The sequence below is a fragment of the Ferrovibrio sp. genome, assembly GCF_035304305.1.
Taxonomy (GTDB): Bacteria; Pseudomonadota; Alphaproteobacteria; order Ferrovibrionales; family Ferrovibrionaceae; genus Ferrovibrio.
In genome coordinates this window covers 1-25,764 of the sequence record NZ_DATGQG010000124.1, presented here as the reverse complement: position 1 = coordinate 25,764, position 25,764 = coordinate 1, and the positions used below count along the sequence as shown (strand labels likewise).

The window sequence follows — 25,764 nt, the reverse complement described above, 5'->3', positions numbered from 1 at the left end:
AAGAATGGCAGCGTCACAGAAGAATATCGGCGACGTTCTCCTGAAGGTCGACAACATCAGCCTGTCCTTCGGCGGCGTGAAGGCGCTGACCGATATCAGCTTCGAGATCCGGGAACACGAAATCCTGGCGATCATCGGTCCGAACGGCGCCGGCAAGTCATCGATGCTGAACTGCATCAACGGCTTCTATCATCCCCAGCAGGGCACGATCACCTTCCGGGGTGAGACCCGCAAGCAGATGCGCCCCCATGCAGCCGCCAGCCAGGGCATCGCGCGCACGTTCCAGAACATCGCTCTCTTCAAGGGCATGTCGACGCTCGACAACATCATGACCGGACGGCTGCTCAAGATGAAATGCGGCCTGCTGAGTTCCGCCCTCTACAAGGGGCCGGCGGAAAAGGAGCAGATCGAGCATCGCGAGTTCTGCGAGCGCATCATCGACTTCCTCGAGATCGAGGCGATCCGCAAGGTGCCGGTCGGGCGGCTGCCCTACGGACTGCAGAAGCGGGTCGAACTGGGCCGCGCGCTGGCCGCCGAGCCGTCCCTGCTGCTGCTCGACGAGCCGATGGCGGGGATGAACCTGGAAGAGAAGCAGGATATGTGCCGGTTCATTCTCGACGTGAACGACGAGTTCGGCACCACGATCTGCCTGATCGAGCACGACATGGGAGTGGTGATGGACATCTCCGACCGGGTCGTCGTGCTGGATTACGGGCGCAAGATCGGCGACGGCCCGCCCGAAGAGATAAAGAACAACCAGGCCGTGATCGACGCCTATCTCGGCGTGCAGCACTAGTCGGGCAGAAGGAAGCGAGACAGGCATGGCATTCTTCCTGGAAGTGCTGATCGGCGGCCTGATGGCCGGTGTGATGTATTCGCTCGTCGCGCTCGGCTTCGTGCTGATCTTCAAGGCGTCGGGCGTGTTCAATTTCGCGCAGGGCGCCATGGTGCTCTTTGCCGGCCTGTTCTTCGTCGGTTTCATCGGCCTGGGCGTGCCGATCTGGCTGTCGGTGATCCTCACCCTCGTGGTGATGGTCCTGCTCGCGATAGCGATTGAGTGGCTGGTGCTGAGGCATCTCGTGAACCAGCCCGACATCATCCTGTTCATGGCCACGATCGGCGTGTCGTTTTTCATCGACGGTTTCGGCCAGTCGATTTGGGGGTCCGGCGTCAGCCAGATCGATATCGGCATCCCGACCGACCCGATCCTGCTGCTGGACGGCGAGATCCTGCTCCAGTCCTTCGACCTCTGGGCCGCGGTGGTGGCCGGCGCCCTCCTGATTGCCCTGGTGCTGTTCCAGAAGACCCGCATCGGCCGGGCGCTGCGCGCAGTGGCCGACGATCACCAGGCTGCCCAGTCGGTCGGCATCCCGCTGAACGTGATCTGGATCATCGTCTGGTCGATCGCCGGCATGGTGGCGCTGGTCGCCGGCGTGATGTGGGGGTCCAAGCTCGGCATGCAGCCGGCCATCGTCGGCCTCGCGCTCAAGGCGCTGCCGGTGCTGATCCTCGGCGGCTTCACCTCCGTGCCCGGTGCCATCGTCGGCGGCCTGATCGTCGGCGCCGGCGAGAAGCTGGCCGAGGTCTATATCGGGCCATTCTTCGGCGGCGGCATCGAGAACTGGTTTGCCTATGTGCTGGCGCTCGCCTTCCTGCTGATCCGGCCGCAGGGCCTGTTCGGCGAAAGAATCATCGAGCGCGTCTAGGAGCGGAAGCAGATGCTGTATCGCGAATCCGGTCAGTTCAAGACCAGCTACTCCGCCGACCAGGCGATCTTCACCATCCCGCAGGATCGCGTCCTGTTTCTGCTGCTCATGCTGGCGGCCTTCGTCGGGGTGCCTTTCGTTGCCACCGACTACCTGTACACCGCGCTGATCATTCCCTCGCTGTGCATGGCGCTGGCCGCCCTGGGCCTCAATATTCTGACCGGCTATTGCGGCCAGGTCTCGCTGGGCACCGGCGCATTCATGGGCGTCGGCGCGGTGGCGGCGTGGAACCTTGCGTTCCGCATTCCCGAGCTCAACCTGCTGGTCGTCTTCATTATCGCCGGGCTGATTGCCGCGGCGGTCGGCGTGATCTTCGGTCTGCCCAGCCTGCGCATCAAGGGCTTCTACCTGGCGGTGGCGACCCTGGCGGCGCAGTTCTTCCTGCCCTGGCTGTTCGTCAAGGTCGGCTGGTTCACCAACTACAACGCCTCGGGCGTCATCACCGTGCCGCGGCTCGAGCTCTTCGGCTGGACGATCGACCAGCCGGTGGAGAAATACCTCTTCACCCTTGGTATCGTGTCGCTGCTGGCGCTCGCGGCCAAGAACATGGTGCGCAGCAATCCCGGCCGGCAGTGGATGGCGATCCGCGACATGGATATCGCGGCCGAGATCATCGGCATTCGCCCGGTAATCGCCAAGCTGAGCGCCTTTGCCGTCTCCTCCTTCTATATCGGGGTGGCCGGCGCGCTGTACCTGTTCGTCTACCTCGGATCGGCTGAGCCCGACGGCTTCAACATCAATCTCTCCTTCCAGGCGCTGTTCATGATCATCATTGGCGGTCTGGGTTCAATCATGGGGAGTTTTCTCGGAGCTTTCTTCATCCTTCTCGTGCCGATTTTCCTGACCCGCGGCCTGCCGCTGATCGGCCTCGATCTGTCCACCGCCGCCATCGCCCATACCGAGCTGATGGTCTTCGGCGCGCTGATCGTCTTCTTCCTGATCGTGGAGCCTCATGGCCTGGCGCGGCTGTGGCAGCTCGCCAAGGAAAAGCTGCGCACCTGGCCGTTCCCGTACTGAGCCGGCCGGCCGCAAAGCGTGTTTGTCCGCCCCTGTGGGCGTGCTAGGTTTTAAAACGAATACCCGCCGGAGTGACGGGTTGGAAACGGGAGGAACCAAATGAAGTCAGGCAACTGGATTGCGTCTGTCGTCGTAGGCGCATCCCTGGTCGCGGGGGCCTTTGCCGCCTCGGCACAGGAACAATTGATTCCGTCGATGGTCTACCGCACCGGCCCGTATGCGCCGAGCGGCACGCCGACCGCTGACGGCTTCCACGACTACATCACGCTGCTGAACAACCGCGATGGCGGCCTCAACGGCGTGAAGCTGAAGGTCGAGGAATGCGAGACCGCGTACAACACAGAGCGCGGCGTCGAGTGCTATGAGCGCCTCAAGGCGATGGGCGGCACCATCTTCAGCCCCTATTCGACCGGCATCACTTACGCGCTGATCGACCGCGCGCCGACCGACAAGTCGGTGATCTTCTCGATGGCCTATGGCCGCGCCTCGGCCATGGTCGGCAGCATCTTCCCCTGGGTGTTCAATGCTCCGGTGACCTACTGGTCTGGCGCTTCGGCGGCAATTCAGTTCTTCGCCAAGGAAGTCGGCGGCAAGGACAAGCTGAAGGGCAAGAAGATCGCCCATGTCTTCATCGACATCCCCTACGGCAAGGAGCCGAACCCGGTTCTGCAGAACTACGCCGACGAGCTCGGCTTCAAGCTCGAGTTGGTGCCGGTTCCGGCCCCGGGCCTCGAGCAGAAGTCGATCTGGCTGCAGATCCGCCAGATGCGCCCCGATTTCGTCTATCTGACGGGCTGGGGTGCGATGAATGCCGTGTCGCTGAAGGAGGCGGCGGCGGTGAACTTCCCGCGTGAGAAGATTCTCGGCGGCTGGTACACCTCGCAGGACAGCGACGTCGTGGGCGCCGGTCCGGCCGGTAAGGGCTTCCGCGGCCTGACCTTCCACAGCGTCGATCGCGACCTTGAGGTCGTGAAGCAGATCAAGGCGCATGTGATCGACAAGGGCCAGGCGAGCCAGAACGGCAAGCATCTCGGCGAGGTGGGCTACATGCGCGGCGTCCTGAATGCGGTGTTCACCACCGAGGCACTGCGGGCTGCCCAGGAGAAGTTCGGCAACAAGGTCATGGACGGCGAGCAGTCCCGCTGGGGCTTCGAGAACCTCAACCTGACCGAGGACCGCCTGGTCAAGCTGGGCCTGAAGGGCTTCATCCAGCCGATCAAGCTCAGCTGCGACAACCACCAGGGTGACGGCAAGATCCTGATCATCCAGTGGGAAGGCGACAAGTGGAAGACCGTCAGCGACTGGATCGCGCCCGAGAACCAGAAGCTGATGCCGCTCTATCTGGCCGGTGCGGAACAGTATCAGCGCGAGAAGAACATTCCCGCGCGTTCCTGCGCCAAGTCCTGATCCCAGCGAGCGACCCCGCCGGCTCCGGCCGGCGGGGTTGTCCTCCCGCCTGCCGCCGAGGCCAATCCCGATGACTGCCCAGCCGCTGCTTTCCGTCAGCAACATCGAAGTGATCTACAATCACGTCATTCTGGTGCTGAAAGGCGTGTCGCTGCAGGTGCCCGAGGGCGGCATCGTGGCGCTGCTCGGCGCCAACGGCGCCGGCAAGACCACCACCCTGAAAGCGATTTCCAATCTGCTGCGTGCCGAACGCGGCGACATCACCAAGGGGCAGATCGACTATCGCGGCGAGCGCGTCGACCAGCTCAATCCTTCGGCCCTGGTCAAGAAGGGCCTGATCCAGGTAATGGAAGGGCGTCATTGCTTCGCCCACCTGACCGTCGAGGAGAACCTGCTCACCGGCGCCTTCACCCGCAGGGACGGGGGCAAGGCGATCGATCAGGACCTCGAGATGGTCTACAGCTATTTCCCGCGTCTGAAGGTTCGGCGCAAATCCATCGCCGGCTATACCTCGGGCGGCGAACAGCAGATGACGGCGATCGGCCGCGCGCTGATGAGCAAGCCCGACATGATCCTGCTCGACGAGCCCTCGATGGGGCTGGCGCCGCAGCTGGTCGAGGAAATCTTCGAGATCGTGAACAAGCTCAACAAGGAAACGAAGGTCAGCTTCCTGGTTGCCGAGCAGAATACCAACATGGCGCTGCGCTATGCCGATTACGGCTATATCCTCGAGAACGGCCGCATCGTGATGGATGGCGAGGCAGCCAAGCTGCGCGAGAACTCCGACGTCAAGGAATTCTACCTCGGCCTGGGCGCCGGGGGACGCCTGAGCTTCCGCGACGTCAAACACTACCGCCGCCGCAAACGCTGGCTGGCCTGAACGACCATATACAGGAGATTGCCGTGGCAGGAGCGGCCAAGCCTAAACAGCGACGTCCCAAAATCGCGGCAGACGAATATTTCGACAGGCGCGAGACGCGCGCGCCGGCCGCGCGGCGCCGGGCGCAGATCGCAGCGCTGCAGGCGCTGATCGCCCATGCGAAGAAGGCGAGCCCGTATTACCGCGAGATCTTGAAATCGGTGCGGCCGGCCAGCATCACCTCGCTCGAGGCGCTGGCGAAGCTGCCGGTCACCCGCAAATCCGAACTCGGCGCGCGCCAGAAGGCCAAGCCGCCGCTCGGTGGGCTCGAGGCCGCCAGGCCGTCCGAGATCGCCAACTATTTCCAGTCGCCCGGGCCGCTGTACGAGGCCTATGCCCGGCCGACGGCGAAGATGAAGGATCCCTGGCGCTTTGCCCGCGCGATGTGGGCGGCCGGCTTCCGGCCCGGCGATCTGGTGCACAACACGTTTTCGTATCACTTGACGCCGGCTGGCCGGCTGACGGAAGGCTCGGCCCAGGCGATCGGCTGCCCGGTCTTTCCGGCCGGCGTCGGCAATACCGAGCTGCAGCTCGAAGCCATCGCGCAGCTGAAGCCGAAATTCTATTGCGGCACGCCCTCCTTCCTCAAAATCCTGCTGGAGAAGGGCAGGGAGGCCAACAGGGGTCCGTCGTCGCTGAAGAAGGCACTGGTCGGCGGCGAGGCGCTGCCGCCCTCCCTGCGCGCCGAGCTGAAGGCGCTCGGCGTCGACGCGCTGCAATCCTACGGCACCGCGGAACTCGGTCTGGTGGCCTATGAGACATCCGCCATGGAAGGCATGATCCTGGACGAGGATGTGATCGTCGAGATCGTGCGGCCCGGTACCGGCGATCCCCTGCCGCCGGGCGAGGTGGGCGAGGTGGTCGTTACCGTGCTGGGCAATCCGGCCTATCCGATGATCCGCTTCGCCACGGGCGACCTGTCCGCGATCATGCCGGGCACCAGCCCCTGCGGCCGCACCAATACCCGCATCCGCGGCTGGCTCGGCCGCGCCGACCAGACGACCAAGATCAAGGGCATGTTCGTCACGCCGGGCCAGGTTGCCGAAGTCGTGAAGCGGCATCCCGAGATTGCCCGGGCGCGGCTGGAAGTCGGCTCGGCGAACAATCTCGACACGATGGTGCTGAAGGTGGAGGCGCGCGGCGAACGGCCGGATCTCGCCAAGGCTGTCGCCGAGACCTTCCAGTCGGTCTGCAAGCTGCGCGGCGAGGTGGAGATCGTCGAGCCGGGCAGCCTACCGAATGACGGCAAGGTCATCGCTGACCTGCGCTCCTACCAGTAGCCCGCCCTATCGAAACGGCCCCGGCCTCGCTACACTCCGCCGCGCTATGGCCCTGGGCGTCGACAGGCTCGCCTGCATCCGCGGCGAGCGCCAGCTGTTCTCTGATCTGACCTTCCGGCTCGCTCCCGGCGAGGCGCTGCTGCTGCATGGCCCGAATGGCAGCGGCAAATCCAGCCTGCTGCGCATGCTGGCCGGGTTCCTTGCGCCGGCTGCCGGACGCATCGTCTGGGACGGAACGGTGCCGGACGATGAAGAGGCGGACGGGCTGCGCGGCCGGTTCTGCTATCTCGGCCACCAGGACGCAGTGAAGCCGCAGCTTTCGGCGCGCGACAATCTCGTATTCTGGGCGCGGCTCTCGGGCCTCGCCGCGGAGCGTGCCGAAGCCGCCGCCGATCAGGCGCTGGATGCCGCCGGGCTGCAGCGGCAGAAACGCCTGCCCAGCCGTTATCTCTCGGCGGGTCAGAAACGCCGCGTCGCGCTCGCCCGTCTGCTGCTCACCGACGTGCCGCTCTGGCTGCTCGACGAGCCGAGCAACGCGCTGGACCGGGCCGCCGTGGACTGGCTTGGCGGAATCCTGGCGCAGCACCGCGCGAAGGGCGGCATGGTCGTGCTGGCCAGCCATGTGCCGGTGCCGCTGCCCGATGCGCGCCTGCTGGAATTGCCCGACGGGCGGCTGACATGACCGCCTTTCTCGCCATCGTGGCGCGCGATCTGCGCCTCGGCGCCGGTGCGCAGGGCGCCATGCTCACCACGCTGCTTTTCTTCGTGCTGGCGGTCAGCCTGTTTCCGCTCGGCGTCGGACCCGAGCCCCAGATCCTCGCGCGCATTGCCTCCGGCGCCATCTGGGTGGCGGCGTTGCTGGCGGCGATGCTGTCGCTCGACCGCCTGTTCCAGGCCGACCAGGAGGACGGCACGCTGGATCTGCTGGCCCAGGCGCCCCTGCCGCTCGGGCTGGTCGCCCTGGCCAAGACGCTGGCGCACTGGCTTACCACGGGATTGCCGCTGGCCCTGATCGCGCCGCTGCTGGCCCTGCTCATGCAGATGGAGACGGAGGCCATTCCGGTCCTGCTGCTGTCGCTGCTGCTGGGCACGCCGTCGCTCAGCCTGATCGGCGCCATCGGGGCGGCGCTGACCCTCGGCGCGCGCCGGGGGGCCGTGCTGGTGCCGCTGATTACCCTGCCGCTGGTGATTCCGGTGCTGATTTTCGGCGTCGGCGCCGTCGATGCCGCCGCTTACGGCCTTTCGGCCCAGCCGCATCTGCTGCTGCTGGGCGCGTTTCTGGCAGCGGCGCTGGCGCTGAGTCCCTTCGCCTTGGCCGGGGCGATCAAGCTGGCCTTGGAATAGGCCGGGCCCTATAACAGCCCCGATGCACGCCCTCGCCAATCCTGCCCGCTTTCTCCGCCTGATGGCGGCGATCCGCCCCTATGCGGCGGTCCTCGCCGTGCTCGGCCTGGCGATTGGCCTCGGCTGGGGATTGCTGTTTTCGCCGCCGGACTACCAGCAGGGCGAGACGGTGCGGATCATGTATCTCCACGTCCCGGCCGCGTGGATGGCGATGTTCATCTATGCCGCCATGGCGGTCGCCTCGGCGGCGGCCCTGGTCTGGCGGCATCCGGTGGCCGAACTGGCCGCCAAGGCCTCGGCGCCGATCGGCGCGGCCTTCACGCTGATCTGTCTGGTCACCGGCTCGCTCTGGGGCAAGCCGATGTGGGGCACCTGGTGGGTCTGGGATGCCCGGCTCACCTCCATGCTGATCCTGTTTTTCCTCTATCTCGGCTATATCGCCCTCTGGGAGGCCTTCGACGATCCCGCGCGGGCCGGCCGGGCGGCGGCCATCCTGGCGCTGGTCGGCGCGGTGAACCTGCCGATCATCAAATTCTCCGTGGATTGGTGGAATACCCTGCACCAGCCGGCCAGCGTGCTGACCATGGCGGGGCCGAAAATCCATGCCGACATCCTCTGGCCGCTGCTGATCACGGCCCTGGGGGCGCAGGCCTATTACGTCTGGATGCTCTGCCTGCGCGTGCGCGCCGAAATCCTGGAGCGGCAGGCCCGGATCCTGCGTTTCAGCGCCGCGGCGGATCGCCGCGCCGCCTAGCCCCGCAGGCAGGAAACCTATATTTTCATCGACTTGCGGCCATCCGGGGCCGGAAAATCAGGGATTTATCGGTGTACTGGACCTCGCTGTCGGATTTTCTCGCCATGGGCGGCCATGCCGGCTTCGTCTGGCCGTCCTTCGGCCTGGCGCTGGCGGTTCTGCTCGGCCTCGGCCTGCAGAGCCGCGCCCGGATGAAGGCGGCCGAGCGGGAGAACGCCGAAGCCCGCCGCGATCTGCGGGGCGAAGGAGGCAGCCGTGAAGCGCAAGCATAAGCGCCTTCTCGCGGTGCTGGGCCTCGTCGCCGGTCTGGGCGTTGCCGTCTCGCTCGTGCTTACCGCCTTCAACGACAATCTCGTCTTCTTCCACAGCCCGTCGGATGTGGCGGAGAAGCGGGTTGCCACCGGCAAGCGCTTCCGCATCGGCGGGCTGGTCGAGGAGGGCAGCGTGAAGCGCGATGGTCTGGTGACCGACTTCGTGGTGACCGACCTGAGCAACAGCGTGGCGGTCCGCTATACCGGGATGCTTCCCGACCTGTTCCGCGAGGGGCAGGGCGTGGTGGCCAACGGCCAGCTCGGGGAAGACGGCCGCTTCGTCGCCACCGAGGTTCTGGCCAAGCACGACGAGAACTACATGCCGCCGGAGGTCGCCGAGGCCCTGCGGAAATCCGGCCAGTGGCATGAGAAACCCGGCGATCACGCCAATCTGAAGCCCGGCTCGTAACCGGTCGTACACAATAGCTGGATGATTCCTGAACTCGGTCATATCGCGCTTATCCTGGCGCTGACGCTTGCGCTGGTGCAGGGCGTGCTGCCGCTGATCGGCGCGGCGCGCGGCATCGTCGGCTGGATGGCCGTGGCGCCGATGGCGGCGATGGGGCAGGCCCTGCTGGTCGTCTTCGCCTTCGGCTGCCTGACCTACGCCTATGTGACCTCGGATTTCTCGGTGCTCAATGTTGCCGAGAATTCCCATCGCCTGAAGCCTATGCTCTACAAGGTCACCGGCGTCTGGGGCAATCACGAGGGCTCGCTGCTGCTCTGGCTGCTGATCCTCACCGTCTTCGGCGCGGCGGTGGCGCTGTTCGGCCGCAACCTGCCGGAAACCCTGAAGGCCCGCGTGCTCGGCATCCAGGGGCTGATCGGCGTCGGCTTCCTTGCCTTCATCCTGTTCACCTCCAATCCCTTCCAGCGGCTGCTGCCGGTGCCGGCCGAAGGCCGCGGCCTCAACCCGCTGCTGCAGGATCCCGGACTCGCCTTCCATCCGCCGTTTCTCTATCTGGGTTATGTCGGCTTTTCGGTTGCCTTCTCCTTCGCCGTCGCCGCGCTGATCGAAGGCCGCGTCGATCCGGCCTGGGCGCGCTGGGTGCGGCCCTGGACGCTGGCCGCCTGGTGTTTTCTCACCGTAGGCATCGCGCTCGGCTCGTGGTGGGCATATTACGAACTCGGCTGGGGCGGCTGGTGGTTCTGGGATCCGGTCGAGAACGCCTCCTTCATGCCCTGGCTGGCCGGCACGGCGCTGGTCCACACCGCCATCGTGGTCGAGAAGCGCGACACGCTGAAAAGCTGGACCGTGCTGCTCGCCATCCTGACCTTCTCGCTCAGCCTGCTCGGCACCTTCCTGGTCCGCTCGGGCGTGATCAACTCGGTGCATGCCTTCGCCACCGATCCCACCCGCGGCGTCTTCATCCTCGCCTTCCTCTGCATCGTGGTGGGCGGCAGCCTGGCGCTTTACGCCATCCGCGCCCCTGCATTGCAGGGCGTCGGCGTCTTCGCGCCGCTCAGCCGCGAGGGCGCGCTGCTGCTGAACAATCTGCTGCTGGCAGTGGCGACGGCGGCCGTCCTGCTCGGCACGCTCTATCCCATCGCGCTGGATGCGCTGACCGGTGCCAAGGTTTCCGTCGGCCCGCAGTATTTCAATACCGTTTTCATTCCGCTGATGACGCCGCTGCTGGCGGCGCTCGCGATCGGCCCGCTGCTGGCCTGGAAGCGCGGCGATGCCGCTGCCGCCCTGCGTCATCTCGCGCCCGCATTCGTCGCCGTTCTGGTCGCGCTGGGGATTGGCCTGTGGCTGCTGGATGGTCGCAGCCTGCTCGCACTGCTCGGGCTTGCCCTGGGCGCCTGGATCGGTGTCGGTTCGCTCTGCGAATGGGGTCTGCGGGTGAAACTGTTTTCCGCTCCCTGGGCGGAAAGCCTGCGCCGTGCGCGTGGCCTGCCGCGGGCGGCCTGGGGCATGACGGTGGCGCATCTGGGCGTCGCCATGCTGGTGCTCGGCATCACCGTGTCAACCACCTGGCAGGTCGAGGTGCAGCAGGTGATGAAAACGGGCGAGACGGTGTCCGTCGGGCCGGTGCAGTTCCGCCTGCTCGGCGTCGCGCCGGTCCGGGGTCCGAACTACACGGCGCAGCAGGCCCGTTTCGAGGTGCTGGCGGGCGGCCGCGTGATCCGCGAGATGACGCCGTCGCAGCGCCGCTATCAGCAGCCGCCGATGGAGACGACGGAAGCCGCCATCCGGCCCTCGCCAGTGGCCGACCTCTACGCCGTGGTGGGCGAGGGCGATGCGACCCGCGGCTGGGCGGTGCGGCTCTACTGGAAGCCGATGGTGTCCTGGATCTGGCTCGGCGCCCTGGTGATGACCTTCGGCGGCCTGCTCAGCCTGACCGACCGCCGGCACCGCATCGGCGTGCCGGCCCGCCGGCGTCTGGCGCCTGCAGCGGCGGAGTAGGATCATGCGTCTCGGCTATCTCATTCCACTGCTCGTCTTCCTGCTGATCGGCATCGCGCTCGCCGTCGGCCTGACGCTCAATCCGCGCGAGATTCCCTCCGCGCTGATCGGCAAGCCGGTGCCGGAATTCAGCCTGCCGCCGGTGCAGGGGCGCGATCTCGGTCTGTCGACGGCCGACCTGAAGACCGGCGAACCCAGCGTGGTGAATGTCTTCGCTTCCTGGTGCGTGCCCTGCCGCGTCGAGCATCCGCTGCTGATGGGATTGCAGCGCGACAACCTCGCGCCGATCCATGGCCTGAACTACAAGGACGATCCGGCCGACGTTGCGAAATGGCTGGATCAGCTCGGTGACCCCTTCACCCGCACCGGTGCCGACCGCAATGGTCGGGTCGGCATCGACTGGGGCGTTTACGGTGTGCCGGAAACCTTCGTCGTCGACGGTGAGGGCCGTATCCGCTGCAAGCATGTCGGGCCGCTGACCGCCTGGGACATGGACAACAAGATCAGGCCGCTGCTGCGCGACCTGAAGGCCGGCCGGCCGAGCGACGTCAAATGCTGAAGACGGTCTCCTTTCTGCTGCTTCTGCTGCTCGCCTGGCCGGGCCTCGCGCAGCCGCTGGACGAGACACTGCCCGATCCGGCGCAGGAGCAGCGCGCGCGGGAGATTTCACGCGAGCTGCGCTGTCTCGTCTGCCAGAACCAGTCGATCGAGGATTCCAATGCGCCGCTGGCGCGCGACCTGCGCCGCATCGTGCGTGAGCGCGTGGCTGCCGGCGACAGCGACAGCGCCATCCTCGATTATCTCGTGGCGCGCTACGGCGAGTGGGTGCTGCTGAAGCCCCGCTTCAGCTGGCAGAACCTGCTGCTCTGGCTCGGGCCGCTGCTCTTCCTGGTCATCGGCGGCATCGTGGTGGCGCTCGTCCTGCGCCGTCAGCGCAGCGCGGCCCCGGTTGCCCCGCCCCTCAGCGCGGAGGAACAGGCCCGCCTGGAGCTGCTGCTGAAGGGCGAAGGCGAGGGCGGACGCTGATGCTCTGGCTCGGCTTCGCGATCCTCGCCCTCATCGCGCTGGCTTTCCTGTTCCGGCCGCTGCTGCGCGACCATCATGCCGTCGCAAGCCGCCGGGCGCATGATCTCGCCGTCTACCGCACCCAGCTGGCGGAGGTGGATCAGGAGCTGGCGCGCGGCGCGCTGAGCGTGGCCGAGGCCGACGCGGCCCGCCTCGAGATCCAGCGCCGGCTGCTGCGCGCCGACCAAGGCGACGAGGCGGCCGCAGCGCCGCGCAAGCCCGGCATCCATGTCCAGATGATCACCGCCGTGGTGCTTATGGCGGTGCCGCTGGTTGCCGGCGTCCTGTATCTCTCTCTCGGCCGCCCGGAGGCGGCCTCCATCGACATGGCTTCGGCGCGGGCCGAAGCGGAACAGACTGCCCGTCTGCGCCAGGATGCCGAGCAGATGATCGCGCAGCTGCGCCAGCGCCTGGAGGCGCAGCCGGATCGCGCCGAGGGCTGGTTCCTGCTCGGCCGCTCGCTACTGGTGACGGAGCGCCCGTCGGAAGCGGCCGATGCGTTCGGCCGCGCCATCGCGCTCAGGCCCGATGATGCCGAACCCTATGTGATGCGCGGCGAGGCGCTGATGGTGGCGGCTGACGGTTCGGTGACGCCGGCCGCGCAGCAGGATTTCCTCGCGGCGCTGGAACGCAATCCCGAGCATCCCGGCGCGCGCTATTATCTCGGTCTGGCGCGGCTGCAGCAGGGCGACGAGCGCGGCGCCTATGACGACTGGTATGCGCTGGCAGCGGCCGCGCCGGCGGATGCGTCCTGGCTCGATCTGGTGCAGGGGCGTCTGCGCGAACTCGCGCCGCGGCTGGGCATTCCACTCGCCCAGGCCGTGCCCGAACCGCAGCCGGCGGCCGCTGCAGAAGAGCCGGGGCCGAGCCGCGAGCAGATGGATGCCGCCGGGCAGATGTCGGAGGAGGATCGTGCCGCGATGGTGCGCGGCATGGTCGATCGCCTTGCCGAGCGGCTGAAGCAGAATCCCGACGATGCCGATGGCTGGCTGCGGCTGGCGCGCGCCCGCGAGGTAATGGGCGAGCAGGAGGCCGCGCGCGAGGCTTTGCGCAAAGCCGTGGCGCTGCAGCCCGAGCGGGTCGAGGCGCGGGTGGCGCTCGCTTTCAATCTCGCCGGCCCGACCGTGAAGAGCAGCGAGCCGCTGCCGCGCGAGGCGGTGGCGGAATTCGCCGAGGTGCTGAAACGCGCGCCCGATCATGCCCAGGCGCTGTGGTTCGTCGGCCGTGGCGCCTATGAGGCCGGCGATAAAGAAGCGGCTGCGAAACACTGGAACCGCCTGCTCGGCCTGCTGCCGCTGGGCTCGCCGGAGGCGCGGGAACTGGCTGACCGGATCGCCGGCCTGTCGCGCTGAGCGGCGCGTTAACCCGGGTTTAAGAGTCTCCTGCGCGTAATCGGCGCAGGTACAGGGACCGTCTCCGGTCCCGGGGTTGGGGCAGTATGGCTATCGCACCGAGTAACAATCTTCTGAGCGCCCTGTCGCAGCTGCAGTCCGGCCGTCCGGCAGCCGCGCCGAAGCCGGCAGCCGCTCCCGCCGGCACGCCCGACGCGCCGAAAGTCGGCGCCGCGCCCGGCAGCTTCGCCGCCCAGCTGGCCGCGCCTGTGAATGCCATCCGCACGTCCGTGGCCGAGCGGCCGGCTTTTGCCGCGCCCGCGCAGCCGGCGAACCAGCCGCCGATCCCCGCCCGCGGCGGCTATCTCGGGCAATACGTCAACATCGTCGTCTGAGCCGCTGAACCCGCCCTGAACTCGGCGGAGCGGCAGGCGCTGTCTGTTTTAAGCCCTAGCGTGTTCTGCGTGGCAACCGGGGGCAGATCCGAGACTTCTGCCTGACGCCGAGTACATGCCGGCTTCCGATGGTAAAGGCGAATACTACTACGGTGAGTCATTCGACTTGGCGATTGCGCCGGGAAACAGCGAGCATGAGGCATTCTTTCGAGCCCTGTTCTCACTTTTCGGGAAATTTGCGAGCAACAGGCATCAGACGGGCTTCTCGTGACTGGTGCAGAGTATGATCTGCGTGAGCGCACGAGCCTCTGGATAGGCTATGAAGCCATTCGCTGGGCCCTGGAGGACTCCCGCCGGTCCTTCTATCATGACAGTGAGCACGTCCGTCCCGTCACGGACAAATGGCGCGCGCAACTGGGCTGACGACCGACGGCAGCGGCCCTTCAACTTGCCACCGTTTTCCTCTAGCCTGCAGCGCTCAAGCCCATAAGCCGATTCCGGGGAAACGCCATGACCAACCGCCGTTCGATCCTGTTCAGCGTCGCCATGCTGGCGGCAGCCTCAGCTCTGTCCGCTCCGGCCGCGCTGGCCCAGGCCAAGGACAAGGTTTCCATCTCGGCATTGCCGTTCATTTCCACCGCGCCGGTCTTCATCGCCAAGGAGCGCGGCTATTTCGATGCCGAGGGCATCGATCTCGAGATCAAGATTTTCAATGCCGCCCAGGCCGTCGCCGTCGCGGTCGCATCCAACGATGCCGATTTCGGCATCACGGCCTTTACCGGCGGTTTCTTCAACCTGGCGGGCAAGGGCGCGCTGAAGGTCGTCGCCGCCCAGAGCCGCGAGGAACCGGGCTACAATTTCGTCGCCTATATCGCCTCGAAGAAGGCCTACGACGCCGGCTTCCGCTCGCCGAAGGATTTCGCCGGCAAGAGCGTGGCGATCACTACCGTCGGCTCCAGCTTCCACTACAATCTCGGCATGCTGGCCGACAAATACGGCTTCAGCCTCGCCTCCGTGCAGATGAAGCCGGTGCAGTCGATCCCGAACATGATGGCGGCGCTCTCGGGCGGCCAGGTCGATGCGACCATCCTGCCGGCCAACAACGCACTGAAGCTGGAAGCCGAAGGCTCGGGCAAGATCATCGGCTGGGTGCATGAGCACACGCCGTGGCAGCTCGGCGCGCTGTTCACCTCGACGAAGAACGTGAAGGAGCGGCGGCCGATGGTCGAGCGCTTCGTGAAGGCCTACCAGAAGGGCCTGAAGGATTACGCCGAAGCTTTCCTCGCCAAGGACAGCGAAGGCAACCGCATGATCGGCGAAAAGGCGCAGGCGGTGCTGCCGATCCTCGAGAAGTGGGTGCAGCCGAAGCCCACCATCGACACCGTGAAGGTGGCCGCCAACTACATGGACCCCCAGGGCCGGCTGCTGGTGAAGAACATCCACGACCAGCTTGCCTGGTACCAGGCGCAGGGCCTCGTCGATAAGGGTTTCTCCGCGAACGACTTCCTCGACCTGAGCTTCGTGAAGGGCCATCTCGACCTTCCGAAGCAGTAAGCGTCCGGAGCCGTGGCATCATGCAGGTCCTGCTGGAGGAGGTCGGCTTTGCCTTCGCGGACCTGCAGGTGCTGGACGGCATCAGTTTCACGGTTACGGAAGGCGAGACCGCGGCGCTGATCGGCCCGTCGGGCTGCGGCAAATCCACCCTGCTCAACCTCGTCGGCGGCCTGCTGCCGCAGCAGCAGGGCCGCATCGCCACCGTCGGTGATGCGCCGCCGGGCTGCCTCAATCCGCTGACCTTCGTGTTCCAGGATTTCGCCCTGCTGCCCTGGCGCAGCGTCGCCGGCAATGTCGCGCTGGCGCTGGAGCATCATCCCCTGGGCCGCGCCGAGCGCGAGGCGCGCATCCGCGAGGTGCTGCAGCTCTGCGGCCTGTCGGATTTCGCCGACGCGCTGCCGAAGCAGCTTTCCGGCGGCATGCGCCAGCGCGTCGGCATCGCGCGCGCCATCGCCGTGCGGCCCGCCGTGCTGCTGATGGACGAGCCGCTCTCGGCCCTGGACGCCCAGACGCGCGAACTGCTGATGGAAGACCTGGTGGCGATCTGGGCGCGCGAGCGCACCACGACGCTCTATGTCACCCACAATCTCTCCGAGGCCGTGCGGCTGGCCGACAAGGTCGTCGTGCTGTCGCGCCGGCCCGGCCGCATCAAGCAGATCGTCGCCATCGACGTGCCGGTCGCCGAGCGCCACAGGCCCGAGCATGCCGCCACCCTGCAGCGCCTGCATGACGAATTGTGGACGCTGATCAAGGCCGAGGCCAAGGTGGCCGATCGCGAGGTGCAGAATGTCTGACACGCGCCGCGAGACCGTCCGCTTCCGCGGCGGCGGCTTCGTCACCGGCAGCCGGCGCTGGGCGCCGTGGCTGGCCTTCGCGCTGATCCTCGCGGCCTGGGAGGCGGCTTCGCTGACCGGCCTGCTGCCGGCGCTGTTCATGCCGGCGCCGCATGAGGTGGTGCTGGCGCTGCATGCGCTGCTCGTCGACGGCCAGCTCTTCGTCCATATCGGCGCCTCGCTGCAGCGTATCGTGATCGGCTGGCTGCTCGGCTCGGCCGCCGGCCTTGCCATCGGCTTCGCCATGGGAATCTTCGTGCTGGCGCGCTCGGTCGGCCTGCCGGTGGTGGCGGCGCTGTTTCCGATTCCGAAGATCGCGCTGCTGCCGCTGTTCATCCTGTGGTTCGGCATCGGCGAGCCCTCGAAGGTGGCGACGATTGCGCTCGGCGTGTTCTTCCCCACGGTCGTCAGCACCTATTCCGCGGTCGACAACGTGCCGCGCAACCTGATCCGCATGGCGCAGAGTTTCGGCCTCCCGACGCGGATGATCGTGACCAAGGTGATCCTGCCGGGCGCCATGCCGGGCATTCTCGCCGGCTGCCGGATTTCCTCGTCCATCGCGCTGATCCTGGTCGTCGCGGCCGAGATGATCGGCGCCCAGTTCGGCATCGGCGCCTTCGTGCTGGCGGCGGGCAACCTGATGCAGACCGACCAGCTGGTGGCCGGCGTAGTGTTGCTGTCGCTGCTCGGGCTGACGATCTCCTGGCTGCTGAGCCGGCTCGAGAAGACGCTGCTGCGCTGGCGCTGACCGGAGGCTGCGAATGAGTGACCACCCGATCCCTGCCACCCGCCGCGTCCGCCGCGATGCCGCGCCTGCCGCGCCGCGCCGGCTGGAGGCCGACATCGTCGTGCTGGGCGCCGGCATCAGCGGTATCTCGGCGGCGCTGGAGGCGGCCAGGCTCGGCCGCCGCGTGGCGCTGGTCGACGCCGGCATGCAGCTGGGCGGCCAGTCGACCGGGTCGCTGCTCGGCACCTTCTGCGGCTTCTATTCCAACGGGCCGGAGCCGTATCGCGTCGTCTACGGCATCGTGGACGAGATGTTCGCGCATCTGAGGAAGGCCGATGCCTTCCATATCCGCCGCGGCCGCAACACCTTCATCCCGCTCTACCGCGAGCAGGCGCTGGTGCGCTGGATCGAACAGGCGGTCATGGGAGCGAAGATCGACGTGCTGCTGGGCGCCGCGCTGCTCGAGGTGCGGCGCGAGGGCAGCCGCATCGCCGGGCTGCTTCTGGCCACCCGTTTCGGTCCGGTCGAGCTGCGCGGCGCCGGCTTCGTGGATGCCTCCGGCGACGCGGCCCTGACCTGGGCGGCCGGCTTCGAATGCCAGGAGCCGGTAACGCCGATCATGGGCACGCTGATGTTCATTCTGGAGGGCTTCGACGAAGCCGCCGCCCTGAAGCTGGATCGCTGGGCGATGCAGAAGCGCCTGGCCGAAAAGGGCGACGCCTATGGTCTGGTGCGTCGCGACGGCTTCGTCTTCGCCTTTCCGGGCAAGGGGCAGGCCACCGTCAACATGACCCATGTCGAGACGCCGCTCGATCCGCTCGGCTACAGCAGGGCGCAGGCCGAGGGCCGCGCCCAGGCCGATCGCGTGGTGGCCTTCCTGCGCGGCGAATATCCCGAGGTTTTCGCCGATGCGCGGGTGCGGCAGTACGGCCTGCTCGGCATCCGGCAGACCCGGTGGATTGCCGCCCGCCGCAGCCTCACCATCGACGAGGTGCGTGCCGGCGTGAAACCCGCCGACGCCATCCTCCGCTGCTCATGGCCGGTGGAGCTGCATGACCGCGCCGAAGACGTCCACTGGGAGGAATTCGGCGACGACCATATGCATTACCTGCCCTTCGCCAGCATGGTACCGCGCGAGGCCGACAATCTGGTGGCGGCCGGCCGCTGCATCGACGGCGATGCCGCCGCACTCAGTTCGGTGCGCGTCATGGGCCCCTGCATCGCGATGGGCGCCGCCGCGGCCCACGCGCTCGACCTCGCCGGCGCGGGTTCCGTGCAGCAGATCGACATCGGCGCCCTGCAGGCGCGCCTGGCCGACAACCTGACGCGCTGCGACCGCGATCCCTGACCGGCGTCAGGGATTCTGTTCGAGCTGCTCGATCAGCTGCTGCAGCATGGCGATGAATTCGGCGCGGCGGTTGACCGGAATCGGACTGATCAGCCTTTCCTGCGACCGCATCACGCCGGGCTGCGCCAGCCGCAGCTGCCGCTCGCCTTCGGCCGTGATGGCCAGCGCATTGGTGCGGCGGTCGTTCTCCGTCCGCTGGCGCACCAGCAGGCCGCGCTTGATCAGCCGCGCCACCATCTCGGCGACGGTGGAGCGGTCGATGCCGGTCTGGCGGACCAGATCGACCTGGCTGATGCCCGCCTTCTGGTAGACCGCGAGCAGCAGCGCGAATTGCCGCGGCGTCAGTCCGTTCGCGCCGACCTCCATGGTGTAGAGATCGACTGCCAGTTGCTGACACCGCCGCAGCAGATGTCCCGGTGAGTCATGCAGGCTGAAGTTGAGCAGTGAATCGGCCGTGATGGCCTGGGTGTCCCCCGACAATGGAGCCTCCCTTATTGGTTATTGTTGCAAGCCTTCCTGTTAGCTGGGCGGATTTTCCGCTTCTCAGTCCACTGATAAAACGCCAGTCGAGGGGGCTTCGTCCAGCTTGTAATTGTTTGCGCGATGACAAATCCGCAAGATAGGTTGTTGTGGATGCAAGGACTTCTCCGGAGGCGGGGCGGTGCAGAACCCCAGGGATTTCTCTTTTTCCAAACGAATTCCGCAGGATGACACGCGCGAGCGGCTGGTTTGCGACACTTGCGGCTGGATCAACTACACCAACCCGAAAATCGTGGTCGGCTCGGTGGTGAGCCACGAGGGGCGCATCCTGCTCTGCCGCCGCGCCATCGAACCTCGGCGGGGATTCTGGACCATCCCGGCGGGATATCTGGAGGAAAAGGAGACCACCGAGGCCGGCGCGATGCGCGAGGCGCAGGAGGAAGCCTGCGCCGAGATCGCCATCGACCAGCTTCTGGCCGTCTACAACATTCCGCGCATCAGCCAGGTGCAGCTGATCTATCGCGCCACGCTGGTGCGGCCCGATATCGCCGCCGGGCCGGAATCGCTCGAGGTCCGCCTGGTGGAATGGTCGGAAATTCCCTGGAGCGATCTTGCCTTCCCCTCGGTGCACTGGGCGCTGGGTCAGTATCGCAGCGTGCTCGGCCGCGAGGCGTTTCCGCCTTTCTCGAATCCGCCGGGCGAGACGGGTAATTATCCGGCGGCCTGATCCAGTCCGGCGAGCGCGCGGGCGAAGGCGGCGGCATTGAAGGGCTGCAGGTCGGCGGCCTGTTCGCCGACGCCGACGAAATGCACCGGCAGCCCGAACCTGTCGGCGATGGCGACCAGCACGCCGCCGCGCGCGGTGCCGTCCAGCTTGGTGACCACCAGTCCGGTGACGGCGCAGATTTCCCTGAACACCGAAACCTGGTTCAGCGCGTTCTGTCCCGTGGTCGCATCCAGCACCAGCAGAACGTGATGTGGCGCGTCGGGCACCTGCTTCTTGAGCACGCGGATGATCTTCGCCAGCTCGCCCATCAGGTCGGCCTTGTTCTGCAGCCGGCCGGCGGTGTCTATCAGCAGCACATCGGTGCCGGTCGCGCTCGCCTGGGTGAGGGCGTCGAACGCAAGGCCTGCGGCATCCGCGCCGGTCTCGCGCGCGATCACCGGCGCACCGACGCGATCGCCCCAGATTTTCAGCTGCTCGATGGCGGCGGCGCGGAAGGTATCGCCCGCGGCCAGCATCACCTTGCGGCCCTGGTCGCGCAGGTGCGAGGCGATCTTGCCGATCGTGGTGGTCTTGCCGACGCCGTTGACGCCGACGACGAGGATCACCTGCGGCTTGTCGCCTTCCAGCACCAGCGGATGCTCCACCGGCCGCAGCAGGGCGGCGACCGCATCGGCCAGCGCGCCCTTGATCTCCTCGGGCGAGACTTCCTTGTCGAAACGGTCCTTGGCAATCGTCTGGATGATGCGGGCGGAGGTGGTAACGCCGAGATCCGCCTGGATCAGCGTCTCTTCCAGTTCGTCCAGTGCTGCCTGGTCCAGCTTGCGCTTGGTGAACAGCGCCGTGATCGATCCGCCGATCTGGCTGGCGGAGCGCGACAGACCCGCCTTCAGCCGGCCGAACCAACCGGCCTTCTTTTCGTTCTCACCTTCGCTCACGCCGCCTCCAGCCAGAGTTTTCCGTCACGCGCTGCGGCGATCCGGGCTTGGATGATGCTTCCCTTGTCATGTGCGGCCGGCAGAACCACCGGCGCGTAGGTTTCGTCCCGGCCGACACCGGTCTGCTCGACCAGGATGCTGGCCTGCAGGCCAACCCGGCTGGCCAGGAAACGATCCAGTGCAACGGCAGCGCGCTCGCGCAGCAGCTTCGCGCGCGCCTTGCGGAGCCCGGCCGGCAGCTGCGGCATCCGTGCGGCCGGCGTACCCTCGCGCGGCGAATAGGGAAAGACGTGCAGCCAGGCAAGGCCGGCTTCGTCGATCATGGACAAGCTGTTTTCGAAAGCGGCGTCGCTTTCGGTCGGAAAGCCGGCGATCAGGTCGGCACCGAGCGCGATGCCCGGCCGCAGGCTGCGCAGCCGGTCGGCAACCTCCAGCGCCTGCCGGCGGCTGTGGCGCCGCTTCATGCGTTTCAGGATCAGGTCGTCGCCCGCCTGCAGGCTGAGATGCGCATGCGGCATGACGCGCGGCTCGTCGGCATAGAGACGGAAGAGGTCCTCGTCGATCTCGGCGGGATCCAGCGACGAGAAGCGCAGCCGCTCGATCTGCGGCACCAGCGCCAGCAGGCGGCGCGCCGCCTGGCCTAGGCTCGGCCGGCCCGGCAGATCGTGGCCGTAGGAGGTGATGTCGACGCCGGTGAGGACGAATTCGCGATAGCCCCTTGCCGCGAGGCTGCGCGCGGTTTCCACGACATGGCCGAGCGGCAGCGAACGGCTCGGTCCGCGGCCATAGGGAATGATGCAGAAGGTGCAGCGATGGTCACAGCCCTGCTGGATTTCCAGATAGGCGCGCGGCCGGCCGGGAAAATGGGTGACGGCCGGCAGGGCGGCGGGTGCGGCGGTCTGGATGTCGCCCACCGCCATGCGGGGGGCGGCATCGCCGATCGTCTGCCAGAGGGCGGCATCCAGTTTCTCGCGATTGCCGACCACATGGTCGACTTCGTCCATGGCCGCGAAGGCGGCGGCATTGACCTGGGCGGCGCAGCCGGTGACCACGATGCGCGCATCGGGCCGTTCGCGGCGCAGGCGGCGGATCGCCTGGCGGGCCTGCTTCTCCGCCTCTGCCGTGACCGCGCAGGTGTTGATCACCACGACATCGTCGCGGTGCTGCTGCGCCAGCGCGCTGCGGATGGCTTCGCCTTCATAGGCATTCAGCCGGCAGCCGAAATTGACGACGGTCATGGCGCGCGGTCCGGTCAGGCCGGCTGCAGAGCGGCCCAGAAGCTCGCCGGAATCTCGCCGCGGAAAGCCTCGGTGGCGGGACCCGTCATGTAGACATGGTTGTCCGCCGCCCATTCGATGGTGAGCGGCCCGCCATCGAGCAGGATCTCCGCCTTGCGCGCGCTCAGGCCGCGGCGCACGGCGGCGACCAGGGTGGCGCAGGCGCCGGTGCCGCAGGCCCGCGTGATGCCGGCGCCGCGTTCCCAGACACGCATGCGGATGCATTCGGGGCTGATCACCTGCGCGAATTCCACGTTGATCCGCTGCGGGAACAGCGGGTCATGCTCGATCTCCGGGCCGATCCGGTCCAGCGGCACGGCTTCCGCATCCGCGACGAAGAAGACGACATGCGGATTGCCGACATTCACCGCACCCGGCTGGCTGTAGCCGCCATGGCTGTAATCCAGCGCCACCGTGTCCATGGCGCGCGACAGCGGGATCGCCTGCCAGTCGAAGCGCGGCTCGCCCATGTCGACGGTCACGCGGCCCTGCGCTCCGGCGCGGGCCTGCAGCCAGCCGCCCAGCGTGTCGATGCTGACGGCATCGCGCCCGGTTTCCTGCATCAGCAGGGCGGCGATGCAGCGCGCCGCATTGCCGCAGGATTCCACCTCGCTGCCATCCGAATTGTGGATGCGCATGAAGGCATCCGCCTTGTCGGAGCGCTCGATGGTGATCATCTGGTCGAACCCGATGCCGCGGCGGCGGTCGCCGAGCAGGCGGATCGCGGCATTGTCCAGCGGCACCGGATGGGCGCGCGCATCCAGCACGACGAAATCGTTGCCGAGTCCGTGCATCTTGACGAAGGGGAGGGCGCCTTGCGGGGTCATGCCGGGGTTATAGGGCGGCAGGGTCCGGCTGTCCAGAAAAGGGCCGGAACGGCCCCGCTGTGGCTCAGCCGGCGGAGGCCTTGGCGCCGGGTTTGGCCTTGTCGATGGCGGCTTTCAGCGAGGCGCGCAGCTGGGCTTCCAGCGGGCCGCCCGACCCCGCGATCCGGTGCGACACGACGACATACAGCGTGTCGATATGGATGCTGACGATCTCCTGCTGCAATTCGTCGAGGTCATTCAGCTCCTTCAGGAAATCATGCAGCGACTTGGCGAACTCGGTCAGCAGGGGATAGCCGAACACGCCGCCCATGCCCTTGATCTGGAACGCCTCCTCGCGGATCTGCTCGAGCGCTTCCGCGCGGGTCGCCGGGTCGGCCGCGGCGCGGGCGAGCGTTTCGCGCAGCGCCTTCAGCGTTTCGACGGTCTGGTCGATGAACTGGGCGGAGGAGTTCTGGACCAGAGCCTCCATCTTCTGAAGCATCTCGTCGTCGAGCTTGAGGTCAAGGCCGGTCTTGTAATTGACCGCCTTGCGCCGCAGATCGCCGCGATTGGGGATGATGGTTCGGCGCATGGCCTGTCCGATGCCGCTTATTCCGGCTTCTGCTGACGCCGGTCGACGCCTTCGAAGGGAAGCTGGCGGCGCCGGCGATCGGGGCCGAAGTAGTCCTTCACGCTGACGAAGTCGCGCGGCCGCGCGATGACCGAGACGAGGCGGCGGTACATGGCTTCGGCGGTAAAGGGCTTGGCGAGGAATTCCGTGACGCCCTTGTCACGGGATTCGACGACATAGTCGACCTCCGAATTCGCGGTGAGCATGATCACCGGCATCATCCGGTCCGGCGACGTGCCGTCGGTGCGCAGCCAGTCCAGCAGTTCCAGCCCGGTGCGTGGCTTCAGATTCCATTCGGTGATGACCACGTCGATGCCGCCGGAGCGCAGCGAGGCGATCGCCTTCTCGCTGTCGCGGGCTGTCGTGACCTGGGTGGCCCCCAGCATCATGAGGATGTCCTTCACCAGCTGGCACATCAGCTTGTTGCTGTCGACCACCAGGAAGCGGACATGGCTGAAGTCGATCTTCTCCGACATGGCTGTCGGCACCCCCCGGAAAGCCGCCCTGCCGCGGCCCTCAGATTCGCGGAATTACTTTTCCAATCATATATATATCGAGGATAGAGCCAAGCCAACCGATCCGTGCTACTAAATGTGGATAGTTGGCTCGTCATTTCTACCATTGGGTAACGTGCTCTCCCCATCTCTCCCGAAAACGGCGCCGACCGGACTGGTTCTGCTCCTCAGCGTCCTTTTTGCCAACGGTATCCTGGCGGCGACCATGTATCTGCCGTCCCTGCCGGCCATGGGGCGGGATTTCGCGGTGCCGGCCGATACCCTGCCGCTGACCCTGACGGTCTATTTCGCCACCTTTGCCGCCGGACAGCTGGTCTACGGCCCCCTGAGCGACCGCTACGGCCGGCGCCCGCTGCTGCTGGGCGGCCTGGTCGTGATGGTTCTGGGCTCGGCGGCCTGTGCGCTGGCAGGGAGCCTGACCGCGCTGCTCTGGGCCCGGGCCATCCAGGGCCTAGGCGCCGCCAGCGCCATGGCGGTGGGACGGGCCATCGTCAACGATGCCTATGACCGCCAGAAGGCGGCGCGGGCGACCGCGACGATCAGCGCCTCGCTGGCGCTGGCGCCGATCATCGCCCCACTGCTCGGTGGCCTGATCGAGCAGTATCTCGGCTGGCGCTGGAATTTCTGGATCAGCGGCGGGATCACGGCGGCGGTGCTGCTGATCCTGATGCGGCGGCTGCCCGAAACCCATCGCCCGAGCGGCGATGCCGGACCGCTGCTGCGCGGCATCGCCCGGGCCTACGGCTTCCTGCTCACCAGCCGGGCCTTCCTGACCTTCGGCCTGCTGAACCTCGCGATCTTCGCCGGCCTGCATGGCTTCAATGCCGGCGCGCCAGCGGTGCTGATCGACACCTTCGGCCTCAGCCCGGTGCTGTTCGGCATCCTCGCCGCGCTGGGCGCCGCCGGCTTCTTCATCGGTGCGCTGCTGTCCTCCTGGCTGGTCGGCCGGCTGGGCATGACGCGGCTGATCGATGCCGGGGTGGTCTGCATGCTGGCCGGCGCGGCGGGACTGGCGCTCTGGGTGGAACTGCTCGAGCCGAGCGTGAGCGCGATTATCGGCGCGCGCCTGCTCTGGGCGATCGGCATGGGGCTGGCGCTGCCCAATACCGTGGTGGCCGCCGTGGGCGTCAATCCCGCGACCCTGGGCGCGGGGGCGGCGCTGTCCGGCTTCCTGCAGACGGTGGGCGGCGGCTTCGGCTCGGCGGCGAATTCGCTGTTTCCGGCCGGCGATCCGCTCTCGCTGGGCCTGGCCTTCGGCGGGACGGCGGTGTTCGGCGGCCTCGTCTGGCTGCTCAACCGTGGCGCTGCCGCCAGGGTGACGAACGAGAAGGGCTAGCCTTCCGGCTTCAGCACCGCCATCAGCTCGCGCCATTCGCGGGCGCTCAGGCCCGAGTCGGCCTGCTCGACCTTCTCGCCGGCCAGCATGCGGCGCACCACCTTGATGGCGGTCGCCGAGAGGCTGGCGCCGCCGACGCGGTATTCCATGAAGGCGTCGTAGCAGGCCGGCACCCAGCGCTTCACGGTCTCCAGCATCGCCTCGGCATAGACGCGGATCTCGTACTGGGCATGGCTGTCGGCGCGCAGCGACAGGAAATGCAGCAGGTTCAGCAGATCCGTCTTCCAGTACCACTGGGTATAGAAGTTCAGCGTCAGGTTCATGCGCGCCAGCTCGCGCGCCAGGCCCTGGCGGTTCTCGTCGCGCTTGCTGCCATCCGGATGCTCGTTCAGCATCTCCTCGTAGGAAGCATAGGACTGCAGCGCGTCGCGCTTCAGCAGTTCCAGCACGCGGGCGGCCTCGGCGCCGGTCAGCAGGTCGCCGCGGCCCTGGCGGTTGCTGCTGGACTGCGCCGCCAGCTGGTCGGGCGCGGGGATGTAGAATTCGTTGTCGAGGATCGAGTAGCGCGCCGAATACTCGTTCACGTTGGCGGTGCGGTG

The 25,764-nt window shown here is 67.1% G+C and carries 29 protein-coding genes; 22 read left to right on the top strand and 7 right to left on the bottom strand.

The window, feature by feature from the left end; translation table 11 throughout:
• Positions 1–4: 4 nt before the first annotated feature.
• From VKZ87_RS13995 to VKZ87_RS13900, 20 genes are all read left to right on the top strand, one after another.
• Complete coding sequence (locus VKZ87_RS13995; protein ID WP_324221878.1) at positions 5–796, top strand: ABC transporter ATP-binding protein; 792 nt, start codon at positions 5–7, stop codon at positions 794–796.
• Positions 797–821: 25 nt separating this feature from the next.
• On the top strand, positions 822–1,706 hold the full coding sequence (locus VKZ87_RS13990) for a branched-chain amino acid ABC transporter permease (protein ID WP_324221877.1): 885 nt from the start codon (positions 822–824) through the stop codon (positions 1,704–1,706).
• Between the two features lie 12 nt (positions 1,707–1,718).
• Positions 1,719–2,783 carry a branched-chain amino acid ABC transporter permease gene (locus VKZ87_RS13985; protein ID WP_324221876.1) on the top strand — a complete coding sequence of 355 codons (1,065 nt, stop codon included), beginning with the start codon at positions 1,719–1,721 and terminating at the stop codon, positions 2,781–2,783.
• A gap of 99 nt (positions 2,784–2,882) precedes the next feature.
• Entirely contained in the window at positions 2,883–4,190 is a 1,308-nt protein-coding gene (locus VKZ87_RS13980; protein WP_324221875.1) for an ABC transporter substrate-binding protein, read from the top strand.
• Between the two features lie 70 nt (positions 4,191–4,260).
• Positions 4,261–5,070 (top strand): ABC transporter ATP-binding protein, encoded by an 810-nt coding sequence (locus tag VKZ87_RS13975; protein WP_324221874.1) that lies wholly within the window; start codon positions 4,261–4,263, stop codon positions 5,068–5,070.
• A gap of 23 nt (positions 5,071–5,093) precedes the next feature.
• Positions 5,094–6,389, top strand: a complete 1,296-nt coding sequence (locus tag VKZ87_RS13970) for a phenylacetate--CoA ligase family protein (RefSeq protein WP_324221873.1) — start codon at positions 5,094–5,096, stop codon at positions 6,387–6,389.
• A 46-nt stretch (positions 6,390–6,435) separates the two neighbouring features.
• Entirely contained in the window at positions 6,436–7,071 is a 636-nt protein-coding gene (gene ccmA, locus VKZ87_RS13965; RefSeq protein ID WP_324221872.1) for a heme ABC exporter ATP-binding protein CcmA, read from the top strand.
• Positions 7,068–7,733, top strand: coding sequence for a heme exporter protein CcmB (gene ccmB / locus VKZ87_RS13960; RefSeq protein WP_324221871.1), 666 nt, complete (start codon positions 7,068–7,070; stop codon positions 7,731–7,733). The genes ccmA and ccmB overlap by 4 nt, the downstream gene beginning before the upstream one ends.
• 22 nt (positions 7,734–7,755) lie before the next feature.
• Complete coding sequence (locus VKZ87_RS13955) at positions 7,756–8,487, top strand: heme ABC transporter permease (protein WP_324221870.1); 732 nt, start codon at positions 7,756–7,758, stop codon at positions 8,485–8,487.
• A 71-nt stretch (positions 8,488–8,558) separates the two neighbouring features.
• Positions 8,559–8,759: a heme exporter protein CcmD gene (gene ccmD / locus VKZ87_RS13950; protein ID WP_324221869.1), complete on the top strand. Its 201-nt coding sequence runs from the start codon at positions 8,559–8,561 to the stop codon at positions 8,757–8,759.
• Positions 8,743–9,207, top strand: coding sequence for a cytochrome c maturation protein CcmE (ccmE, locus tag VKZ87_RS13945; RefSeq protein ID WP_324221868.1), 465 nt, complete (start codon positions 8,743–8,745; stop codon positions 9,205–9,207). Before ccmD ends, ccmE begins: the two co-directional genes overlap by 17 nt.
• A 21-nt stretch (positions 9,208–9,228) precedes the next feature.
• Positions 9,229–11,205, top strand: coding sequence for a heme lyase CcmF/NrfE family subunit (locus tag VKZ87_RS13940; RefSeq protein ID WP_324221867.1), 1,977 nt, complete (start codon positions 9,229–9,231; stop codon positions 11,203–11,205).
• A gap of 4 nt (positions 11,206–11,209) precedes the next feature.
• Positions 11,210–11,764 carry a DsbE family thiol:disulfide interchange protein gene (locus VKZ87_RS13935; RefSeq protein ID WP_324221866.1) on the top strand — a complete coding sequence of 185 codons (555 nt, stop codon included), beginning with the start codon at positions 11,210–11,212 and terminating at the stop codon, positions 11,762–11,764.
• Positions 11,758–12,231, top strand: a complete 474-nt coding sequence (locus VKZ87_RS13930; RefSeq protein ID WP_324221865.1) for a cytochrome c-type biogenesis protein — start codon at positions 11,758–11,760, stop codon at positions 12,229–12,231. Before VKZ87_RS13935 ends, VKZ87_RS13930 begins: the two co-directional genes overlap by 7 nt.
• Entirely contained in the window at positions 12,231–13,622 is a 1,392-nt protein-coding gene (gene ccmI / locus VKZ87_RS13925; protein WP_324221864.1) for a c-type cytochrome biogenesis protein CcmI, read from the top strand. Before VKZ87_RS13930 ends, ccmI begins: the two co-directional genes overlap by 1 nt.
• A gap of 86 nt (positions 13,623–13,708) precedes the next feature.
• Positions 13,709–13,996 carry a hypothetical protein gene (locus tag VKZ87_RS13920; protein ID WP_324221863.1) on the top strand — a complete coding sequence of 96 codons (288 nt, stop codon included), beginning with the start codon at positions 13,709–13,711 and terminating at the stop codon, positions 13,994–13,996.
• A gap of 510 nt (positions 13,997–14,506) precedes the next feature.
• A complete protein-coding gene (locus VKZ87_RS13915; RefSeq protein ID WP_324221862.1) occupies positions 14,507–15,550 on the top strand; it encodes an ABC transporter substrate-binding protein in 1,044 nt (347 codons plus the stop codon).
• Positions 15,551–15,570: 20 nt separating this feature from the next.
• Positions 15,571–16,344 (top strand): ABC transporter ATP-binding protein, encoded by a 774-nt coding sequence (locus VKZ87_RS13910; RefSeq protein ID WP_324221861.1) that lies wholly within the window; start codon positions 15,571–15,573, stop codon positions 16,342–16,344.
• Positions 16,337–17,131, top strand: coding sequence for an ABC transporter permease (locus tag VKZ87_RS13905; protein WP_324221860.1), 795 nt, complete (start codon positions 16,337–16,339; stop codon positions 17,129–17,131). Before VKZ87_RS13910 ends, VKZ87_RS13905 begins: the two co-directional genes overlap by 8 nt.
• 13 nt (positions 17,132–17,144) lie before the next feature.
• Positions 17,145–18,458, top strand: coding sequence for an FAD-dependent oxidoreductase (locus VKZ87_RS13900; RefSeq protein WP_324221859.1), 1,314 nt, complete (start codon positions 17,145–17,147; stop codon positions 18,456–18,458).
• 6 nt (positions 18,459–18,464) lie between these two features.
• On the opposite strand, the gene VKZ87_RS13895 is transcribed toward VKZ87_RS13900, so the two are convergent.
• Positions 18,465–18,938 carry a MarR family winged helix-turn-helix transcriptional regulator gene (locus VKZ87_RS13895; protein WP_324221858.1) on the bottom strand — a complete coding sequence of 158 codons (474 nt, stop codon included), beginning with the start codon at positions 18,936–18,938 and terminating at the stop codon, positions 18,465–18,467.
• Between the two features lie 181 nt (positions 18,939–19,119).
• Between VKZ87_RS13895 and VKZ87_RS13890 the strand changes: the two genes are divergently transcribed.
• Positions 19,120–19,665, top strand: a complete 546-nt coding sequence (locus VKZ87_RS13890; RefSeq protein WP_324221857.1) for an NUDIX hydrolase — start codon at positions 19,120–19,122, stop codon at positions 19,663–19,665.
• Here VKZ87_RS13890 and ftsY read toward each other — a convergent pair.
• The 5 genes from ftsY to VKZ87_RS13865 form a co-directional block, all read right to left on the bottom strand.
• Positions 19,650–20,600 (bottom strand): signal recognition particle-docking protein FtsY, encoded by a 951-nt coding sequence (gene ftsY / locus VKZ87_RS13885; RefSeq protein WP_324221856.1) that lies wholly within the window; start codon positions 20,598–20,600, stop codon positions 19,650–19,652. The genes VKZ87_RS13890 and ftsY overlap by 16 nt on opposite strands.
• A complete protein-coding gene (gene mtaB / locus VKZ87_RS13880) occupies positions 20,597–21,838 on the bottom strand; it encodes a tRNA (N(6)-L-threonylcarbamoyladenosine(37)-C(2))-methylthiotransferase MtaB (RefSeq protein ID WP_324221855.1) in 1,242 nt (413 codons plus the stop codon). The genes ftsY and mtaB overlap by 4 nt, the downstream gene beginning before the upstream one ends.
• A 14-nt stretch (positions 21,839–21,852) precedes the next feature.
• A complete protein-coding gene (gene dapF, locus VKZ87_RS13875; RefSeq protein WP_324221854.1) occupies positions 21,853–22,704 on the bottom strand; it encodes a diaminopimelate epimerase in 852 nt (283 codons plus the stop codon).
• A gap of 64 nt (positions 22,705–22,768) precedes the next feature.
• A complete protein-coding gene (locus VKZ87_RS13870; RefSeq protein ID WP_324221853.1) occupies positions 22,769–23,275 on the bottom strand; it encodes an Hpt domain-containing protein in 507 nt (168 codons plus the stop codon).
• Positions 23,276–23,292: 17 nt separating this feature from the next.
• Positions 23,293–23,790, bottom strand: coding sequence for a response regulator (locus VKZ87_RS13865; RefSeq protein WP_324221852.1), 498 nt, complete (start codon positions 23,788–23,790; stop codon positions 23,293–23,295).
• 115 nt (positions 23,791–23,905) lie between these two features.
• On the opposite strand from VKZ87_RS13865, the gene VKZ87_RS13860 reads away from it, so the two are divergent.
• A complete protein-coding gene (locus VKZ87_RS13860) occupies positions 23,906–25,165 on the top strand; it encodes a multidrug effflux MFS transporter (RefSeq protein WP_324221851.1) in 1,260 nt (419 codons plus the stop codon).
• Here the strand turns inward: VKZ87_RS13860 and thyX are convergent.
• On the bottom strand, positions 25,162–25,764 hold a 603-nt coding region (gene thyX, locus VKZ87_RS13855; RefSeq protein ID WP_324221850.1), incomplete at its 5' end, for an FAD-dependent thymidylate synthase. The genes VKZ87_RS13860 and thyX overlap by 4 nt on opposite strands.

Bases quoted from the DNA above. Each gene is read 5' to 3' on its own strand.
- VKZ87_RS13930 (WP_324221865.1), top strand. From the start codon at position 11,758: ATGCTGAAGACGGTCTCCTTTCTGCTGCTTCTGCTGCTCGCCTGGCCG.
- VKZ87_RS13910 (WP_324221861.1), top strand. From the start codon at position 15,571: ATGCAGGTCCTGCTGGAGGAGGTCGGCTTTGCCTTCGCGGACCTGCAG.
- VKZ87_RS13900 (WP_324221859.1), top strand. From the start codon at position 17,145: ATGAGTGACCACCCGATCCCTGCCACCCGCCGCGTCCGCCGCGATGCC.
- dapF (WP_324221854.1), bottom strand. From the start codon at position 22,704: ATGACCCCGCAAGGCGCCCTCCCCTTCGTCAAGATGCACGGACTCGGC.
- VKZ87_RS13920 (WP_324221863.1), top strand. From the start codon at position 13,709: ATGGCTATCGCACCGAGTAACAATCTTCTGAGCGCCCTGTCGCAGCTG.
- VKZ87_RS13940 (WP_324221867.1), top strand. From the start codon at position 9,229: ATGATTCCTGAACTCGGTCATATCGCGCTTATCCTGGCGCTGACGCTT.
- VKZ87_RS13870 (WP_324221853.1), bottom strand. From the start codon at position 23,275: ATGCGCCGAACCATCATCCCCAATCGCGGCGATCTGCGGCGCAAGGCG.
- VKZ87_RS13975 (WP_324221874.1), top strand. From the start codon at position 4,261: ATGACTGCCCAGCCGCTGCTTTCCGTCAGCAACATCGAAGTGATCTAC.
- VKZ87_RS13905 (WP_324221860.1), top strand. From the start codon at position 16,337: ATGTCTGACACGCGCCGCGAGACCGTCCGCTTCCGCGGCGGCGGCTTC.
- ccmB (WP_324221871.1), top strand. From the start codon at position 7,068: ATGACCGCCTTTCTCGCCATCGTGGCGCGCGATCTGCGCCTCGGCGCC.
- VKZ87_RS13955 (WP_324221870.1), top strand. From the start codon at position 7,756: ATGCACGCCCTCGCCAATCCTGCCCGCTTTCTCCGCCTGATGGCGGCG.
- ccmI (WP_324221864.1), top strand. From the start codon at position 12,231: ATGCTCTGGCTCGGCTTCGCGATCCTCGCCCTCATCGCGCTGGCTTTC.
- VKZ87_RS13915 (WP_324221862.1), top strand. From the start codon at position 14,507: ATGACCAACCGCCGTTCGATCCTGTTCAGCGTCGCCATGCTGGCGGCA.
- VKZ87_RS13860 (WP_324221851.1), top strand. From the start codon at position 23,906: ATGTGGATAGTTGGCTCGTCATTTCTACCATTGGGTAACGTGCTCTCC.
- VKZ87_RS13990 (WP_324221877.1), top strand. From the start codon at position 822: ATGGCATTCTTCCTGGAAGTGCTGATCGGCGGCCTGATGGCCGGTGTG.
- VKZ87_RS13985 (WP_324221876.1), top strand. From the start codon at position 1,719: ATGCTGTATCGCGAATCCGGTCAGTTCAAGACCAGCTACTCCGCCGAC.
- VKZ87_RS13935 (WP_324221866.1), top strand. From the start codon at position 11,210: ATGCGTCTCGGCTATCTCATTCCACTGCTCGTCTTCCTGCTGATCGGC.
- ccmA (WP_324221872.1), top strand. From the start codon at position 6,436: ATGGCCCTGGGCGTCGACAGGCTCGCCTGCATCCGCGGCGAGCGCCAG.
- VKZ87_RS13865 (WP_324221852.1), bottom strand. From the start codon at position 23,790: ATGTCGGAGAAGATCGACTTCAGCCATGTCCGCTTCCTGGTGGTCGAC.
- VKZ87_RS13980 (WP_324221875.1), top strand. From the start codon at position 2,883: ATGAAGTCAGGCAACTGGATTGCGTCTGTCGTCGTAGGCGCATCCCTG.
- mtaB (WP_324221855.1), bottom strand. From the start codon at position 21,838: ATGACCGTCGTCAATTTCGGCTGCCGGCTGAATGCCTATGAAGGCGAA.
- VKZ87_RS13995 (WP_324221878.1), top strand. From the start codon at position 5: ATGGCAGCGTCACAGAAGAATATCGGCGACGTTCTCCTGAAGGTCGAC.